The organism is Arthrobacter sp. SAFR-023, assembly GCF_051965295.1.
Classification (GTDB): domain Bacteria; phylum Actinomycetota; class Actinomycetes; order Actinomycetales; family Micrococcaceae; genus Arthrobacter.
This window is the reverse complement of record NZ_JBQCMF010000010.1, coordinates 100,920-119,011: the sequence shown is the minus strand read 5'-3', so window position 1 is coordinate 119,011 and position 18,092 is coordinate 100,920. Positions and strand designations below refer to the sequence as shown.

Here is an 18,092-nt window from a genome sequence, read left to right as displayed (position 1 = left end):
TGTTCTGCAGGCCCGTCCTGCCATTGGGATGTGAGTTGTTATACAACCACGTATGACGAGCAAGTTCAACCTGACGTACACTGTTTCCTAATCCAGCCGCCTCAGGCTCAACCTGATAGGACTTCTCTATGAGCACTCGACTTTCTGCCCTCACCGTCGTCGGCAGCATCAACCTGGACATCATCGCCACCACGGATCGGCTCCCCACCGCCGGGGAGACCATCGGCGGCGGCATCCTGCAGCAGCAGCCCGGCGGCAAGGGGGCCAACCAGGCCGTGGCCGCAGCCCGACTGGGCGGGAGCGCCCGCATGATCGGCGCGGTGGGCGACGACGGGCAGGGCCGTCAGATGCTCGATGCCCTTTCGTCCGCCGGCGTGGACACCACTGATGTGACGGTGCTCGACGGCGATGCGACCGGCACCGCGCTGATCGTCGTGGACCGCGACGGGGAGAACCAGATCGTGGTGTGCCCGGGGGCGAACTCAGCGTTCTCGCTGGAAGGCGTGGAGTTCACTGCCGACGAGACGGTGCTGTGCCAGCTCGAGGTCGGCCTGGACGTGGTGCTGGAGGCGGCGCGGCGCTGCACAGGGTTCTTCGTCTTGAACGCCGCTCCGGCCATGGACCTGCCGACAGAGCTGCTGAAACGGTGCGACCTGGTGATCGTCAACGAGACCGAATATGAGCTGATCCCGGCGCTGGCCGGCGCAAAGCTGGTGGCCGTGACGTATGGGAAAGACGGCTCGGCGATGTTCGAGCACGGCAGGAAGGTGTCCGATGCGCCTGCCGCAGCAGTAAGGGTGGCAAACACGATCGGGGCGGGCGATGCGTTCTGCGCGGCGCTCGTTCTGGCATTGCGGAGCGGGCTTCCTTACGGACGGGCACTGGCGGTGGCGAATGCTGTTGGGGCCGATGCAGTGGGTGATCCTTCGTCGCAGCCGGCGCTGAAACGGCTGGAGGAGTACACCGTGCGGGCTGCCGACACCTCACCCACTTCGAATGACTATCAATTTAGGAATACGAGGGCAGCCGACTAGCGATGGATCGGTGGGAAGGTCGACCGCATCTCTCACTGCCAGCCCTTCGCCGCGAATTTTGCCGTCACAACAGATACGAGCCTTGAGGTACTGGCGCCCTGCAAAATCATACTTCCCGCACTGCTATTCTTGATCGTTATTTTCTTACGGACTAGGGAACTACCATGAAGAACTGCCTGGCGCTGGTTGTTGTGCTGATTTTTGTCGCCATCGGATCCACCTCATGTGGAAGTGGAGGATCATCGGAGTCCTCAGCTCCCCCGACGACGGCTGTAAGCCCCACACCTACAGTCGAAACATCAACTCCACAGCAGCTCGCAGGTGTTGTTTCGGAGCACAATGCAAATGTCGCTCAGATCAAACTGGATACCGATTGCGACCTTTACGAGTATGTTGCAGATGGCAACCCAAAGGCGTTTACCGAGAATGTACAGGCGCTGACCTGTTCAATGGGCAAGCAGACACACTCGATCCGCGCACAGATCCTGGCAGCAGAATTGAGCGAACTAAGTCCCTATCCGGCGGATATGCAGTCCCTAGTGGAGGATACCGTCGCAAAAGCCGAAAACTTGGCAGCAATTATGGTGAATGACGCCTGCGAGTCAATGTCTTCTGTGACCGAAGAATGTCGGGCAGCGCGACTTTCTTACAAGCTGGCAGCGCCTCAACTGGAAGCCATTCTGGCAAAGTGGAAGCCCTACGGTGCATAGCTCTCTTGGTCGTTAAGATCCCGGAGCCGGCGGCTGACGGCATCCTGCTTGTGGCAGGATGCCCTCTTCCATGGTTCAGACCAACCGCACCCGTATGGACACCAGACTGACGAGTTGGAGCGTTCCACCGTGCCAGTACAAACCGCAAATGGTGGCCGCCAGATCTGCCCGTAGACATTTCCCATCATGGTCACCGTCGAAGAGTCTCTAATTCTGCCGTATTGAGATCCACTTATCGACGACGTCCCCTGCCTGGTAGCCCACCGCTGATCGCCTTTATGCTCGCAGACCCATCCGACTCAACTGGTACGCCGACGGGCTCGCTTCATATCGAAGTGGCGCGATCTCGACCTTTTCTCCATCGAGTGGCGCGTCGATCTGCTGCCCTGAGTTCCGGCAAGCTTCGAGCTCACCGGGGCTCTGGTGAGAATAAATGCGCCCAGTCAGTACGTTCAGACGGGTTATTGCGCCGCATTCCTCACAGACGACGACGGCGGAGTTCGGGTTTCTCATTTTTATCCACCAACCCGATAGTTACGAGAGCGACCAGAGATCAGCAAGTTTGGCCGTTAGATGCCTCTGACGGGCTTCCAAAACCTCCGGAGTCCACTCTGGAGTCGCGTTGACCTGGATTGTTAATGTAAAAGGGGCGGAACCATTCGAACCTGAAAAGTATCGAGACTTCTTGTGATCGAACTCCCGGTTAGAGGCTTCCGCATTCTTGCGTCGATTGAGCAAAACAAGATTCGCCAAGCGATGAGTCCACTCGAACCGTTCTTCTTCTGTAAAGGTGTCCCTCCATATCGAGGATTCTTGCGGGTTTTGGGGCAGCACATGCTCCACGGTGATAATTGGGTGTTCGTAAGTCACGCCGGAGTTGCCTGCCAGCGTTTCATCGAGCCTTAGGAGCACGTATTTGACGACGCGCTTTGCTTGATAAATCGGCCCGGAAAGTCCCTCAAGAGCCGCCTGACGTTCAAGCCTGTCCAGTTCGAGGCTGGGAGCCTCCAGCCCCAATTCCGCGTCAAGATCCCGAAGCAGGTTCGCGTAACGCTGGGCGCGGGGTGTCTGGTACTCGCGCCGGATAAGCATCGTCGCTGCCAACCGCTCAAGCTTTTCCAGGAAGGCGTTCAGCCACGCCTCATCATTTCCATGATGCCGGAAAGCCCACAGTACGGGCGGCACCCAGTCCTGGTTGTCAAGCTGGCCAAACCTGACGAGCCACTTGTTGATGTGGTTAGCAGATCCGGAGGACTGATAGCTCCTGTCGAGCACCGTTTCATACGCTTCGGCGTATGGCATTAGCACGTTATCGATGAAGGAAGCCGCTGTGGCCGTCCGCAAATACGGGTACAGGACCTGATCGCGAAATTCCTTGAGAATCTCCTGCCGACCGCGAACTTTGGTCATGATCATTCGGATATGCTGGAACAGATCCGAGAAACCATCTCGGCCTAGATCTACCTCAGCAACTTCCCATTTGTCGGCATAATCGCTGCGCAGGTTCTCTGGGACACGTCCGATAAGCTCGGCCTTAAATATGTCGGCTGCTGAAAGATCAAGCCCTCTAGCATTCATGACGCTAAATATGCGGTGAGCGCTGTCCAGATCTTCAGTGGATACCATCACCAAAAAAGTCCGCAAGGTCAGCATCATGATGAGCGCCATGCGTTGTTCTTCAGACAGGTCCACTAGCTCGTCGTGAAGAAGCTTCGCGTTGTCGCGAATGGCTTTCTGAGCATCCGTCTTTAGCTGAGCATCGGGAACATCAAAGAGCTCCTGCATTCTGCCTTGATCATGGATATAGGAAGTGAAGAAGCCACGGTCACGGGCCCGCAGGTGTAGCCGAGGGTTGCTTGGTATGCCCGAGGTGATCTTCCCTGGCTCCACGATGTACTCGTGCATTTCCGAACGCACTTGAGGATTTTCACTCAACTCACGGAGTACGGCCAGGAGGATCGTAAGAGTAGTCAGCCTTTGCTGACCATCGATAACGTCGGCCTTGGGGCTGCCATCATCCTTCACGAGGACGAGTGAGCCTAGAAAGTAAGGCTCGTCAGGGTTACGCCGCTGGGCTTCCATTATGTCGGACAACAGTTGGCTAGTTTGCTCGCCGCCCCAGGCGTACGGTCGCTGGTAGTCCGGGATGGAAAATTCGAATTGGGGACCGAATATTTGGTTCAGAGGCTGTTCCGCTGCATGGATCTTGCTCTTCGAGTTCTTTTCGGGCATTTGCTACTCGGCTATCTCTAGGGCAGGGCACGTTACGACAATCTTATTAGCGCCCACCGGCGCAGTGGCAATGTATTTCATTGCTTATTATTTATACTTCAGAGAGGACATCGCAGGTATTCGAGCCACCCCCCAAGCAATCAGTGTGAGTGTGCGGCTCAACCCACGGCCGGAAGATCTCCGATTCCGATGGCCCTCAGCCAGCCAAGTGCACCGATTCCCCTCGCAGCTCAAGCCGTTCAGTGTCGACGCCGTACTGCAACCCCTGATTCAGACGTGCGAGGATACCTGCAGTTCGCTTCTTCCCGCCGAAGGTTCGGAGCGTTTCACGGTGCAGCTCATCCACGGCAATACCGCCAGAGACGCGCACAATTTCGACCATCGCGTTCCGAATCTCCACCACACTGATATGGTCGGGCTTTCTCGCTAGGTCAGAACTGTTCGGCCTGAAGTGTTCCCACATTTCCCGGTCGATTGATGCGTCCCATATGAAGCCGTCCGTATCGCAGTAGTGAACACCATCGTCGAGGACATCCAGCACCGAATTCATCCGGTCGTTGTTCACCTTGTTGAGGCTGAAGGCTGCACAAACCAGTTTCGCAAGGCGTCCCTGATGGACCGGCCCCTCGGCCTCAACTACGGCCCGGATGGCGTCACGCACGGCAGCCACGGAGCCGCGTGTGTGCAAGGTGTCCAGTACGTCTACACGTCCCAGATTCTTGACCGCCCAGGGCTTGTAGCAGGCACGGGAGGATGCGGCGACAACCGTGGCTGGCCGCGGTTCTGCTCGAACGGCTTCCAACAGTGCTCCCTGGCCTGGCTGGGAGCTGTCCTTGCCAGCAACCAGGACATAGTCCTCCACTGCAACAGCCGCCCCGGCTGCTCGGCGTCCGGAGCGCGTTTCCTCGGGAGCTTCGCCTTCCGGAGCAGCAGAAAGCTCGGGAACAGACGTAGCGGCTTCGTAGGCCTGCGCCAGTGCAGCCTCAAGCTTGTCCAGCACGGCGTCGCGGTCGGCGAGCCACGCCGGCAACCAAACCCGCTGCACCGACGGCCATCGCATCATGCGGGTGAGCACATCGCCGGGAAGCCCGTCCCTGTCCCCCGCGGTCCGGCGGGCGGCCCAGGCAGGACTATCCAGGAGGACAGCCATCAGCGGTCGCTTGGGATCGTTCGGGACAGCAACACTGATTTCCACCTTGAAGTCGGACAGCCCCACGTCAGTCGCACTGACAAAGCCACGGTCCCGGAGTGCATCAGCGATCTCTTCACGGTGCAGGTCCACGCCGATGCTCCGGCGCCCGTCATAAGGGAGGGCCGCGGTTCCCTGTTCGGCCAGGTCCAGGTAGGAGCGCAGGTGCTTAATGCCCACTGAGCTGGTTTCCTCCGACCGCAGCTCGCTCGGGCTGAAGCTGGAGAAGACAATCACCTGCCGCCGGGCACGCGTCACCGCCACATTGAGCCGCCTCTCGCCTCCAGCCCGGTTCAGGGGCCCGAAGTTCAGAGGCAGGTACCCCTTGTCGTTCTTGCTGAAGCCGGTGGAGAACAGGATGACGTCCCGCTCGTCACCCTGGACATTCTCAAGGTTCTTGACGAACAAACCTTCTGCATCCTCGTCCAGCGCTTTGATGATCCGGGGATCGTCCGTGCCGCGAAGCAGGCCTTCGATGAGTGCCCGCTGCTGCAGGTTGAACGTCACCACACCCACCGACGGGGAACCTGAGGAATCCGAATCGAAGCGCCGGCGGACCTCCTCCACAACAGCAGCGGCCTCAATGGGGTTGGTGCGCAACACCTTGGACGGACCCGACCTGTGGAACTGTCCGTCCACCCGGACGAAGTTGACGCCGTGGCCGCGGAGCCCGGCATCCGGGGCCCCGTGGGACGGTCCGGGAAAGGACGAGAGCTTGCTGTCGTAGTACTGCTGATTGCTGAACGCAATGAGGGACTCGTCCTGGCTTCGGTAGTGCCAGGACAGCCACTGCCGCGGAACCCGTGCTTCCACGCACTCGGAGAGGATGGACTCCATGTCCTCCACCGCGGTGACGTCGTTCTCGACCTCGTCCGAAGAATCGCCAGAGGATTCTGCAAAGGACGTCGGCGGCATCTGCTTGCTGTCCCCCACTACCACGACTGAGGAACCCCGGCCCATTGCACCAACAGCATCCGCCACTCGGATCTGCGACGCCTCGTCGAAGACCACGATGTCGAACAGATTCGCCGATGCGGGAAAGAACCGTGCAACCGAGTCCGGGCTGACCAGGGTGCACGGCATGACGTGAGTGATGAGGTCTGCGTAGTTCTCCATGAGCTTGCGGACGGTCATGCCGCCGCGCTGGCGTGTCAGCTGGCGCTGCAGCTCGCCCATGCGGCCGGAGTTCGACGACGACGAGACGCGCCTTCCGCTGACGACGCCAGCAGCAAGATTGTGCTTCAGGAGCTCCCGCACAGCCGCTGCACGCGAAGTGAACCGCTCGATGGTCCGCTCGTGTGCGTGGGCATCAAAGTCCTGCAGCCCCGTGGCCAGACTCCGTTCCTCGAGGGAGCTTTCGGCGAGTCCGCGTTCAAAGGCGGCTGCGGCGTCGTCTGCATCCAGAAGCCCGTTGAGGATCGCAGTGCGCGCCCCGTGGAGCCCCACGGACCGCAGTGGTTCAACGTGCTCCAAGAGCTCAACCCAGCGCTGCAGCGGCGCCGAGCCGGCGGCATCCAGGCGCCGGGATGCCCGGGTGTCGCCCCAGACCTGCAAAAACCCCTTATCGCCGATCCAGTTCTTCAATTCGGAATCTGCAACGACAGGGATCTTGGCGAAGGCCTCCCACGCCTGTGCGAGCTCGTACAGCCACGCGACCACGTTTTCGTGCACAGGCGGTCCGTCACTGAGGAAGGTGCGCAGAGCCCGCTGGAACGGAAGGGCGCCCTTCCTGTTGTTCGGAACGACTGCCTCCGCGGCCCACCGCAGCCATCCCAGCCGGTGGTTCAACGCGGCCTGCCCGGCCTCCGTCAACGGGTTCCACGATTGAGGCACGGAGACGCCCGGCACCGCCTGAGCCTCATGCTGCAAGCCATGGATTTGTTGCTGTGCAGTGACCAGATTCTCCAGCAGCGGCACCAGTGCCTTGTGCCGAATCACTGAGCCCTGGTACAGCACGCTGTCCAATTCCGCAGCGACGGCCAGTAGCCGCTTTTTGCGTCCGAAGAACCCGGTCGCCGCCGCCTGCTGGGCGCGCGCCAGGATGTCCTGCAGCGGCAGGTCCATAGCCTCCGGCCCTACCTGTTCCAAACCCGGGTGATTGACCGCGGCGAACGCGGCCACCAGCTGTTCCAAGTGGCCAGCACCTGTGGACCATTTCCCGGACCTGACGGCGTCGAGCGTTTCCAGCGGAACGCTCCGGTCTTCCAGCAGCGCGGCGAGCGTCCCGACGTCGGACGGCTGCCCGGCGGAGAAGACGACCTGGGCCAATCCCTCAACAGAGCGGATGGCGTCCAGCGCTGCGTCGAGCCGGCGCCCCGTGGCCAGCAGCTGTTGCGACTGCTCCGGCCCGGCAACAACGGCGACAAACCGCCACGGGTGGTCCTTCCCCGGGCGGGCACGGTCGGTGAACTCGGGCAGCTCACGCAGAACGCTCCGGACCGGCTCCAGAATCGAATCGTTCGCGGAGGCAGTGAAGTCCGTTCCCAGCGGAATCGCAGGATCGTCTTGCTCGTAGGTGAGCGCCTTGGTCCGGGCGCTGTAAAGGGAAAGATGCGCGCCGTTTTCCTCATGCAGGTTGCTGGCGTAGCGGACGAGGCCTCGGCGTGCGGCCGCCAGATCTGTTGAAGCGGTTTCAAGCTGCTGGGAGTCTGAATCCAAACGGAGTTCCAGTGCGTGCTTGATCTGGGCGCGGACAACGGCGGGCTTGCTGCCTTTGTCGTGGAGGTCGAGGGAGAACGGCCCCATGCCCACCTCGTTCAGGCGTTTCTGGACCACATCGAGAGCAGCGCGCTTCTCGGCGACGAACAGGACCCGCTTGCCTTCAACGATGGCGCGGGTGAGCAGATTGGTGATGGTCTGGGACTTACCGGTCCCGGGAGGTCCTTCGAGGACGAAGGTCTGCCCGGCCACCGCCGACGCTACAGCCTGAAGCTGCGATGAGTCCGCCGGAATGGGGCATTGGGCAGCGAGGGCGTCGAGGTCGACGTCGTCATCCGCAGTCACGGGGTCCTGGAACAGTTCCGTGGGGGTGCTGATGAGGTGGTGGACCAGCCGGTTCTTGGAGAACTGCTCCCAGTTCTCGTCGAGATCCTTCCAAAGCCGGAACTTGGCGAACTGGAGCATGGACAGGTCCACGGTGTTCTCCACCCGGAAGGCGAGCCCCTTTGCAGAGACAGCCTCCCGGACTGCATCGAACGCGGCATCAAGATCGATGCCCGAGCCGTCCTCTGCGGGCTCAGTAAGGCCCGGAATCCTCAATCCGTGGGACTGGGCGAGCTTCTCGAGGAGACAGTAGTTGGGCGTGGATTGGCCAGTTTCGTCCAAGGTCACGCGATACAGGCCCTGTTTCCCGGCCGAGGTCAGGTTCACCGGCACGAGGACAAGCGGGGAGCGTAGAGCCCGCCCATCCAGCTCCCACACCAGGCTGCCGAGAGCCAGGTACAGGTTGTTGGCGCCAGTTTCTTCCAGCTGCGTCTTGGCTTTATAAGCCAGTCCGCGCATCTTGCTGCTGTACGCGTCCTCGCTGACTTCGGCAAAGACTTCCTTCTTGGAACTGAGCATCCCGATCAGCTCTTCTTGCGGCAAGTCCCGGCCAAAGCGGATGCCGCGCTCCTGGTAGACGGCACTGATTTGGTTGGACGGAAGCAGGCTGACCGAAGTGCCGTTGTTGATGAGATCTTCAAACGAGCCAATCCACGAGCTCGGCACGGCCAGCGGGAAGCGTGCCGTGTCGGTGAAGTTGATCAGCCGGTTCCGCAAACTCAGATCCAGCAGCGCGTTCTTCCACTGTGTGACGCGCGCAGGAACGTCCGTTTCGTGTCCCCGAGTGCGGGCGACTTTGCCCACCTTATCCGGAAGGACGGGCGCGGCCTTGGTTTCCGGCGTGTAGGTCGTGACTACCGGAGCCCCGGTCTCCGAAGTTGTTCGGGCCGGCAGCGGGAAAATGCCGTCCAGGCGTGCGCGGCGAATGTCCGTTACGGCCTGAATGCCGTCGTTGCCCGCCTCGATGTACTTGGCCAAGGGGCTGTTCTGGAGCGCGGCCAGCGTGATCGGCTGGCTTCCGGTCAGCAGCGTGGTCTCAATGAGCCCGATGTAGCCGCGCTGCACGAGGCTGACGAGCTCCGCAATATCGTCGGAGGCGGCAGTGGGCAGCGCGCGCTCCTCCCTCCAGTATCCGAGGAAGGCATGGCCCTCAACGACCCAGAGCAACGGTCCGATGCCGCAGTATTCCAGTGCCGCCGCCATGACAATTGCGGTATCCAGGCAGGTACCGAGCCGCTCCTCCAAGACCTGAGTGGGCGTGCGGACCTGCTGTCCCTGCAGTCCCCAGCTCGCCGGGGGCATGCTGTAGCGGATGTCGCGGTTGCTCGCCGCTAGCGCGACGGCGAAGGCGATCTCGTCGACGCGATCCGCGCTTTCCATGTATCCGTCAAGGCTGCTGCTACCCGTTTTTTCCAGCAGAAGGTCAGCCGCCTCCGAGACCAGTTTCGCGACCGCGGGGTGGTGCGGCTGGACATAAGCAGCTAGAAACTCGTAGGAGACCAGCCCCTTTCCGGCGACCCAAAGCTGCGCAGGGAGGAGGTCGATTCGTGATTCCGCTCTACCGATCTCTGCAGCACTAGTGGTGGCGGCGCCAGCATTGACGGTGACAACCACGCTTCCCGTCTGCTTGTCAGAGAGCTGGTACATCGTGTTCGCCGAGACGGGCACGTCCAGATCGTTCAGCACAATCGTCTGTCCGGCGGCAAGGTCAATGAACTGCTGGAACTCCTCAGAAATCCTTCCGGCGGTGGACAGCACTTCAATGTGAACAGCGGCCCCACGGAGCTCCGTGCCCGGGTTGTTGATTCTGACTTGACGAACGAACTTGAAACCGTTGTGGGCCATGGCGTAGCTGAGGGCTTCGGCCGCCGTGATTTCCACGGTGAGCCGGTGCTGTTTGAGCGGGGGTTCGGCGATCTGTTCGGGCAGAGCGTCGGTCAACCCTTCGTCTTGGCCAGCGACCGTGCACGTTTCACCGGCTCTCTCATTGTCGCCGGTGCCACGGCTCTTGAAGTCGCTTTGCAATTCGTCGAGAGACTGCTGAGCCTCTTCTAGTTCGAGGTACTTCGCTAGCCTGCTGGCCGTATCAAGTGCCCGGAACGTGTCGTCGTCGTCGAAGGCCTCATTGTGCGCCCACAGGTTACGAGTCAGCCGAAGCTCCGAGGTGTAGCTTCGTGCCGCATGGGCGAGGTTGAAGGGGTAGCCGAGAGTACCGAGGGACTCCGTCATGACACGCAGTTGCACACTCAAGTCCGTGGCCGAGTAGCTTTGCGCTGTTCTTCCGGCCGCGGCATCTTTGTGTTCGAGGAGCTTGGACCACGCAATGCCCGGCGCCAGGGCATCTAGCACTGAAGCGATGTGCGGACCAAGGCTGAACGCTAGCATTTCTAGCGCGCGCCCCACGTACTCACGGTTGGAAAGCCCCATAGCCTGTCCCCCATCTTCGGCACTTGGCCGACCCTAAACTGACATAACAGTAGTGGGTATTCAAGCAGGCTGCACGGCGACCTGCAGTGCGTCAGAACATACCGCCGCCCACTGACAGAATCGCGGCACCAATTCCCCCGACACTTGGGCACCAGTGCCTGGCGATAAATTCGCGGCGCCGGGCTGGCTGCACTCGCGGATCCGCGCGGCCGCCGGGTGGCCCCTTCAAGGAGCTTCCTTCATAAGGGCAGTGTCTGTACAGGGTCGCCAACAGTTGGTCGGGCCCTTGGACAGTTAGACCCACCCGCTGCGGATCACCGGTGCAGGCGCTCGTCGTCATGGCAGAATTGGAGTTCTGCAAAATCGACTAGGAAGCATTGTGAACGACAGCACTTTTGACATCTTTGCCCAGCCCGCCGAAGCTCCAGATGAACTCGCGGACATACCAATCAGCGACGCCCAGGTGCGGCAGCTGCGAGATGCCTTCGCCGCCGCCGACATCAACTCAATGGACGACCGGCGAGCAATCATTGAAAGCTGCACTATCCGCTCCGTCACCACCATAAGGGACCTTCTAGGAAAGGATGTACGCCTCGTACTCCGGCGTATCAAAGAGAAGATGGTCCCGTCCAAGCCCACCTCCGGGTCTGCGTGGGATAACCGAGAAGAAGAGACCTGGATAGACAAGCTCTGACCCGCCTCAACCAGCCTGCCGGAACCGCTCAAACGCGCGTTCGAGAAGGTCAGCTCTTGGCCTCTCAGCTCTCGCACTCGGTACTGAGACTCGCTTCCCGTGCATGTCTTGGAGTCCGTGCCGAAGCATCGGGCCGTCTACTTCGTGCATAAGTTCTGACCGTATCTGGACCACGAGGTCCGGCCGAATGCCCAGAATGCCGACATCGAACGCTGCATGATGAATCTTGCAGAGCGCCATCCCGTTGACGACGCTCGCAATACCGTCCTCGTCGCGGTCCGGAATGATGTGCGCAGCGTCCAACAGTTGGCCGTGCTGAAGGCTGCACACCGCGCATCGCCCTTTATACGCGCGCATCACTGTTCCCCGAAAGACAGCTTGAAAAAGCCTGTGGCGAGTTTCTACTTTGAGGTATCGGCGGAGGAACTGCTCCGCAACACCTTCCGCACGATCGGCGACGGCTGAAGGGTCAGCGTCAAGTATGAATTGCCTGTTCTCCTCTTCCTCACCCACCACGTAAACCGGAAAAATCGGCTTAAAGACACCTTTTCCGACTCCGAAAAACCAGATCAACGGAACACCAGACTGCATCGCCGATCTCACCGAACGATTTGTCGGCTCATCCCGTTTGAGTCCGTCCCACTTATACCTCAGCAGCCCGTCACTCTCATGAATTAGATCATCGTAGGGTCGTACGACGCCTGGGGGACGATATGTCGTCGTTATGGAGAGCGCCGAGCTCAAACTTGCTGGTTTCCATATCCCCTTCACTCGGTCCTTGAGCGGAATAGGGCGTCCCTCAAAAACAAAACTCTGGACTTCGGAGTAAGTAAGGTTCCCCGTGCGCTGGAGAGTTCTGCTCGTTAGCCAGGCGAAAGCAGCCGTGCGAAGCCTGCTGTCGAAGTCGTCCGTCATACTAGGCGCGTCAGTAAGCATCGGTCCAGGCTATTGCTCGGATCCGTACCTGTAAATCGAGGTGTCAGGGCACAAGAGGAATTGCGGGAATTTCGCACGCTCTTGACGACGGTGCTTGGCGTCCAGCATGCCTACGATACACGGCATTTGGAACAATTGTTTACCTCGTATCAGGCTCGCATGCCACATACCTGTCGTTGTCGCTCCTCTCTGCTTTAATTTGTTCCACGAGTCACAGGGGGCACCATGACTGCACAGTTGCAGGACACCGATCAAGACGCTTTTGAAGCCGAAAAGGCACTAGAGCAAGACTATTTTGACGTAGCCAAGCAGGCCTACGACAAGCGGCGTGCCGACGTCGGCTCCTCGACAGTCAGCGGCAACGTCTACGAGCGCTCAAGTCAGCGTGCGGCACTGATGGACCGCAGAATGCTCGAGCCTTCTGAGGCCGTCGCAACGGCACGAATGGACTTGGAGGATGGCGAGACCATCTACCTTGGCAGCGTTGCCATCCGGGACGAAAAGTATGACCTCCTTGTTGCTCCGTGGCAGTCGCAAGTCGGCGAAATCTTCTATGAGGCAACGCACGAAGAACCGCGAGGGCTTACTCGCAAGAGAATCTTCACCACGACGTTCAACCGAATCGAATCATTCAACGATGTGATCTTCCAGGAGCTTTCCGACGATATCTCGGCGGGAACTTTCGTCGGCGAGCAAGACCCATTGCTAGAGGACCTTGGCCGCGGTCGCGGTGAGTTCATGAGAGATATCGTGCGGACCATCACCGCCGCTCAAAACCGGATCATCAGGGCTCCCAAGGACCAACTTCTCGTCATTCAGGGCGGCCCAGGGACGGGCAAGACGGCGGTCGCACTTCATCGTGTGTCCTGGATATTGTTCAACTACCGAGAAGAGCTGCAGCCGAGAGACGTACTGGTCGTCGGGCCCAACCCTACATTCACGAAGTACATCCGGCGTGTTCTGCCTACTCTCGGCGATATCGATGTTGTTCAACAGTCGCTTGCGCAGTTGCTTGCAGGCGACTTCGCGCCGCGCGGCATCGACAAGCCGGACGTGGCACGTAAGAAGGGCTCCGCAAAAATGGAGTCAATCGTCCAGAAGGGGCTGAGCAGACGAGCGCGGGTCCCAGCAGATGGGCTTGAGGTGAAACGGATAGACACCGCATTGTCGGTATCCGTCTCAAAGGAGGAGATCGAACAGCTCCTGGCAGGAATCGCCAGCAGTGGCCTATATAGCCGGCGGCGGGCTCAATTCAGGGCTGCCTTACAAACTGCCGTAGCTGGCCGGATCGACGCCGGAAGAAGGGACTCCGCGCCGCTGATCGACCGAGCTTCATTGGAGGAGCAAACCGAGAGGGTTTACCCATCGCTTTCGCCCCAGCAGTTTGTCCGGGAGTTGTACGGCTCGAAGGACAGGCTCGTTCGAGCAGGCGCCACTGAATCGGAAGTCGAGCTCCTTTACCGGCCGGCGGCCACGAGAATCGGGGACGAACCATGGACGATGGCGGACTTGGGCGTCATCGACTGTGCCGCCGATGCAATTAGTGGCACGCTCAGCCGATATGGGCACATTGTCGTCGATGAAGCACAGGACCTCTCCTATATGCAGCTTCGAGCAGTTCGCCGGCGCAGCCAGAACGGGTCCATGACGGTGGTTGGCGACATCGCCCAGGCAACTTCAGCTTATTCACGCAAAGACTGGAACCAAGTCCTCACGACCCTTGGCACCGAAGGCAACTTCACTGAAGCTGAGCTGACCATCGGTTATCGCGTCCCGGCACCTGTCCTGGCGGTCGCAGCAAGAGTCCTCGCCACGGCAGCGCCCGGGCTGACTGCGCCGGAGGCATTCCCACGGCAGATCGAAGAAGAGCCTCGTTGGCATGTTGTGGCCTCAGACGAGTTGATGGACTCGGCCGTGTTGTCCGTGAAGGAATATAGTTCACGAGGCTTGTTTGTGGGGGTGGTTGTCGCGGAAGCCCAGATGATTTCGGTTCGCAGCGCTTTCCGTTCAGCTGGAATCAAGTACAGTGAATCGGCCGATGGTGGGTTGTCGCAGGGCATTAATCTGGTTTCCCCTGAGGAGTCCAAGGGCCTTGAGTTTGATGCCGTGGTCGTCGTCGAGCCAGCAGCAATTCTAGAACTCGCGCAAGGGGACAAGCTCCTTTACATTGCCCTCACGCGTACAGTCCGCCATCTCGACGTCATCCTGCGCGCCGATAGGGTTCCGGAAGTACTCGCGGACTTCATCGCCCCCAGCGCCACCGAAGCCGCAGACCTAGCGGCGGACTCCCAAGAAAGCGGCGACGGCGAACCTATAGCTGGAGCCGAGCTGCTGAACATTGAAATTGACGCCGCAAACAGCCATCAGGGCATTAGCGCCAAGAACGTTACTCCAGGCACTGACGACGAGGCATCACTGGTATCCGTTTCTAACGGCGAGCTGAAACCCATGCTTGAACATGTGGCTCAGGGTATTGCCAGGGACTTCTTCGATGTTCTACGCGAAATGGGCCCCAGCGTTCAGCAGCGAGTCGTTGATCTCCTTTGGGACGAAATAGAAGGGTCAGGGCCCTGACAGCTAATTGGTCTGCGTGTTCGGCAGGTGTGGCCCGATGTAACCAACAATGATCTTTCCCGCGACTGCAGTCGCGTCAAGGTAGTGCAGCCTCGGGGACACCAATCCGTGCTTTGCTATGCGAAAATGCGCACCCATGAAAGCCTCGCCACTAGGATCAACCTTCGTTGGGACGACCAAGGTCCGCGGAACGGAGTAGCTTGGATTGTTCTTGACGGATTCACTTTCATCTCGAGCGTGGCGCCCAGGATGGTACGTTCGGCCACCTGGCGGAGGGCTTTCTAGGTAAGCCTGCACGCCTCCAATATCGTCGCCTTGGGCCTTGAAGCTCGCGTAGTCGTTGAGCGCCACCAGAATGCTCCATGTCATGCCACACCAGCGGCCCACCGCATCATAGTTGTCAAGGCCCGCGGTGATTTCTTTGTCCCCTGTGTACAGAACGTAGGGAAGGTCAGCAAAGGCCTCCACCAGGCTGTTGAAGTTTTGCGGCACGGAAAGCTCGGCGGGTGGACCTTCATCTAGCTGGGTCCAGTCGATGTCACCGCCTGCTTTTGCCAGCATCGCCCGCAGCTTGAATTCTGCGTCATGGGCACTTCGGGTTCGCGAATACTGCGCTTCGAGCTGCTCCCACGTGTCCCAGGCGTCTAGCTCGAGGTCGTCTATGAGGTGGCGCAGCTTCGCCTGTTCCACGGCTGCGGCATCGAGCGCGGCCGACTTTTGGTCGATCTTTGCTAGGAGACGGGTGCTTAATGCCTCGGCGGCAACACCAGCTTCCAACAGACCTCGGACAGTCTCCACGGCCGCGAATGACGTCTCGCCGCCTGCATACTCTTCGACCAGTGAACGCAGCGCCAAATAAATCTCGGCCTGCTCGCCCAGGGGGGCATCGGTAGTCTGTGCTTCCGAATACCCTTCCGTTGCAGCCCGTGAAGCCTTCATGATGTCAGACGTGCTGGACTCCGAAACCGGGGCATCCGCTTCCGCGACGTCATGAGGTACCGACAAATCAGAGGTGGGCGCAGCGGAAGGTTCTCCTTGTGCTCCCCGACCAGCCAGCGCTTTCATGATGGGTGGGGCCAGTCGAAGCTCCAGGTCATCAATCCGTCGATCCAGCAGCCTGATGCTGTCATCCAACAGTGATGTCTGGGCCACCTCACGCGCCTTGTAGCTGAGTGTCTTACGGAGACGTCCCACGTGCTGCGAGGCGATTGACTCGGTCGTCAGGAATCGGTGTCGGGCTGAATCTTGCGGATCATTGACGTCCAAGTCGGGAAGGTAAGTCCGTAGCATGCCCGGCCTCACACCGAATTCCATTCCAACTCGCTGGTTGAACATCGTCGTTGCAACCGGATCGAGCACGTAGGCAGATGCTTGACCAGTGGTCTGCTTGAGAATATTGCCGACGAATTCCGTCCATTCTTTCATCGGCAGTCCAGCGCTACTTCCAGCAATGAACGAGAGAGTCCTCCGGCCGTTTCGGCCGAGGAGCTGAATGAGTTGATCCACCTGCTGTGCCCGAACTACCACTGGCCGATTTGTCAGCTTGACGCCGCGATCCGAACAGGCGTAATCCTCGATCAACGACCGGACCAGCCTGGGCGCCCCAGCCCACTCTGGTCCCTCAACGTCCATCCAAAACCATGGACGACCATCGACCGGTTGCCGAACGGTGATGGTGGAGACCCACTCCCCGATGGGCGATTCTTCCGTGAGGATGAGGCGATGCGTGTCAGCAAAGTCTGCGGAGTCGGGGGCAATCCACTTCACCTTGGCATGATCTGCAACTGCGACTTCTTGGTTGGCTGTGACCGAATCGGGGTCCAAGCCCTTCTCTCGGAGCCAATCGAAGGTCTTGTTCAGTACACCTTGAACCACGTCGGAGTCTGACCCCGGGTTAATGTTGAAAAGTGTTCTGTAGCTCAGCATCAGGCTGCCTTATCGCTTCTACTCGACGGCCCAGTTTCGGCCCCTGCCGGTGCGGCGTCCCACGCTTCGGCTATGAGCTGGCCTAAGAATGCAGCGAGCTGAATCGGGACAGCGTTGCCGATCTGCCTGGCAATTGCCGTCTTCGAGCCCATCCATTTGTAGTCGTCGGGGAAGCCTTGGAGCCGCGCGGCCTCGAAGTGAGTGATCGCACGATGAACGGTCGGATCAGGGTGCAGGTAGCGGCCTTTCTCAGGCTTGAAGAATTCCGTTCGTATCGTCACTGACGGTTTCTCCCAGTGGAGGCGTCCCATCACGTCGCCCGAGCCGCTCTTGTGTTTGCGCCAGCAGTTAGCCAACAGCTCGTCCGGGATATTGAACCGGTTGCCGCCCGCTGGGATCTTCGCGAAGCGTTTCAGGGACAGATCGGTGTAGTTGCGCGTGACGTGCAGCTCGGGCGTGGTGAAAGGGCCACGCATCGTCATGCCGCCGACTTCAGTCCTCGCGTCTGGAAAGTCCGTCACGGACGTGGCCCGAGGTATGACCCGCTGGTTTGGCAACCCAGTGAATGCGTCCTCGACGCTGCGGTGCTGTCCCTTGAACGGCCCGACGGCCGGCACTGGGATCTCCGGAAGTCCCCTCCGCCGCCCGATCACGATTGTTCGCGTGCGAGCTTGGTAGGCGCCAAAGTCCGCGGCATTCAGTAAGAGCGGCTGAAGCTCGTAATCCTGCAGGGGACCACCCCCTGACGCCCATGATTCAAATTCGGCGAACTGTGGCGACGTCAGGAACTGCCGAACGTTTTCCACCACAAAATACTTCGGTTGGGCCCGAATGATGGTCTCCGCGTATTTCCGCCAGAGGAAGTTCCTTTCATCGAGCACGTCCTGCTTTCCAAGCGCTGAGAATCCTTGGCAAGGCGGACCCCCGATGATCACGTCAACCTGCGGCACGAGACCTTCGTCCAGCCATTCCTCGATCCCCCCGGCATAGACTCGTGCCGCTTTGTGGTTCTGCGCAAAAGTGGCCGCAGCATACTTGTCGAGCTCGACGGCGACCACGGTTTGGTATCGCTGAGTGGACTTGAATCCCTGAGTCATTCCGCCTGCGCCGGCGAAAAGGTCGATGAGGCGTAGACGTTGTGGCATGACCACTAGCTTAGCCGGCCACTAAGACACTTCTTGGTCAACACGGCTGGCGCGCCTGCCTCAGCCATGACCAATCCTCAGACCTTCGATTCGCCACGTGAGCCCGATGCCGTCCAGCCAGCCAGCGGAGTATACATTTGATTGTGGAAACGGGGCGCCCCGGATCTGGCAGCACAACATGAA

9 protein-coding genes are annotated in these 18,092 nt (G+C 59.8%); 4 read left to right on the top strand and 5 right to left on the bottom strand.

All coding sequences use genetic code 11. The annotated features are described in order from the left end of the window. Positions 1–128: 128 nt before the first annotated feature. On the top strand, positions 129–1,034 hold the full coding sequence (locus ACTHQX_RS12390) for a ribokinase (RefSeq protein WP_440158001.1): 906 nt from the start codon (positions 129–131) through the stop codon (positions 1,032–1,034). Positions 1,035–1,198: 164 nt separating this feature from the next. Beyond that, positions 1,199–1,744 carry a hypothetical protein gene (locus ACTHQX_RS12385; protein ID WP_440158000.1) on the top strand — a complete coding sequence of 182 codons (546 nt, stop codon included), beginning with the start codon at positions 1,199–1,201 and terminating at the stop codon, positions 1,742–1,744. A 534-nt stretch (positions 1,745–2,278) separates the two neighbouring features. Here the strand turns inward: ACTHQX_RS12385 and ACTHQX_RS12380 are convergent. Both ACTHQX_RS12380 and ACTHQX_RS12375 read right to left on the bottom strand, forming a co-directional pair. After that, positions 2,279–3,976, bottom strand: coding sequence for a DUF262 domain-containing protein (locus tag ACTHQX_RS12380; protein WP_440157999.1), 1,698 nt, complete (start codon positions 3,974–3,976; stop codon positions 2,279–2,281). Between the two features lie 196 nt (positions 3,977–4,172). Beyond that, entirely contained in the window at positions 4,173–10,592 is a 6,420-nt protein-coding gene (locus tag ACTHQX_RS12375; RefSeq protein ID WP_440158048.1) for a DUF3320 domain-containing protein, read from the bottom strand. A gap of 421 nt (positions 10,593–11,013) precedes the next feature. On the opposite strand from ACTHQX_RS12375, the gene ACTHQX_RS12370 reads away from it, so the two are divergent. Next, a complete protein-coding gene (locus ACTHQX_RS12370) occupies positions 11,014–11,328 on the top strand; it encodes a hypothetical protein (protein ID WP_440157998.1) in 315 nt (104 codons plus the stop codon). A gap of 6 nt (positions 11,329–11,334) precedes the next feature. Here ACTHQX_RS12370 and ACTHQX_RS12365 read toward each other — a convergent pair whose 3' ends face one another. Then, positions 11,335–12,264 (bottom strand): HNH endonuclease, encoded by a 930-nt coding sequence (locus tag ACTHQX_RS12365; protein ID WP_440157997.1) that lies wholly within the window; start codon positions 12,262–12,264, stop codon positions 11,335–11,337. 225 nt (positions 12,265–12,489) lie between these two features. Here ACTHQX_RS12365 and ACTHQX_RS12360 point away from each other — a divergent pair, with 225 nt between their 5' ends. Continuing rightward, complete coding sequence (locus ACTHQX_RS12360) at positions 12,490–14,838, top strand: HelD family protein (protein ID WP_440157996.1); 2,349 nt, start codon at positions 12,490–12,492, stop codon at positions 14,836–14,838. A 3-nt stretch (positions 14,839–14,841) separates the two neighbouring features. On the opposite strand, the gene ACTHQX_RS12355 is transcribed toward ACTHQX_RS12360, so the two are convergent. After that, positions 14,842–16,764 (bottom strand): hypothetical protein, encoded by a 1,923-nt coding sequence (locus ACTHQX_RS12355; protein ID WP_440157995.1) that lies wholly within the window; start codon positions 16,762–16,764, stop codon positions 14,842–14,844. Next, positions 16,764–17,909, bottom strand: coding sequence for a DNA cytosine methyltransferase (locus tag ACTHQX_RS12350; protein ID WP_440157994.1), 1,146 nt, complete (start codon positions 17,907–17,909; stop codon positions 16,764–16,766). Before ACTHQX_RS12350 ends, ACTHQX_RS12355 begins: the two co-directional genes overlap by 1 nt. Between the last annotated feature and the right edge of the window lie 183 nt (positions 17,910–18,092).

Excerpts from the sequence above, each read along its gene's own strand:
- ACTHQX_RS12390 (WP_440158001.1), top strand. The coding sequence starts at position 129 with ATGAGCACTCGACTTTCTGCCCTCACCGTCGTCGGCAGCATCAACCTG.
- ACTHQX_RS12385 (WP_440158000.1), top strand. The coding sequence starts at position 1,199 with ATGAAGAACTGCCTGGCGCTGGTTGTTGTGCTGATTTTTGTCGCCATC.
- ACTHQX_RS12380 (WP_440157999.1), bottom strand. The coding sequence starts at position 3,976 with ATGCCCGAAAAGAACTCGAAGAGCAAGATCCATGCAGCGGAACAGCCT.
- ACTHQX_RS12375 (WP_440158048.1), bottom strand. The coding sequence starts at position 10,592 with ATGCTAGCGTTCAGCCTTGGTCCGCACATCGCTTCAGTGCTAGATGCC.
- ACTHQX_RS12365 (WP_440157997.1), bottom strand. The coding sequence starts at position 12,264 with ATGCTTACTGACGCGCCTAGTATGACGGACGACTTCGACAGCAGGCTT.
- ACTHQX_RS12360 (WP_440157996.1), top strand. The coding sequence starts at position 12,490 with ATGACTGCACAGTTGCAGGACACCGATCAAGACGCTTTTGAAGCCGAA.
- ACTHQX_RS12355 (WP_440157995.1), bottom strand. The coding sequence starts at position 16,764 with ATGCTGAGCTACAGAACACTTTTCAACATTAACCCGGGGTCAGACTCC.
- ACTHQX_RS12350 (WP_440157994.1), bottom strand. The coding sequence starts at position 17,909 with ATGCCACAACGTCTACGCCTCATCGACCTTTTCGCCGGCGCAGGCGGA.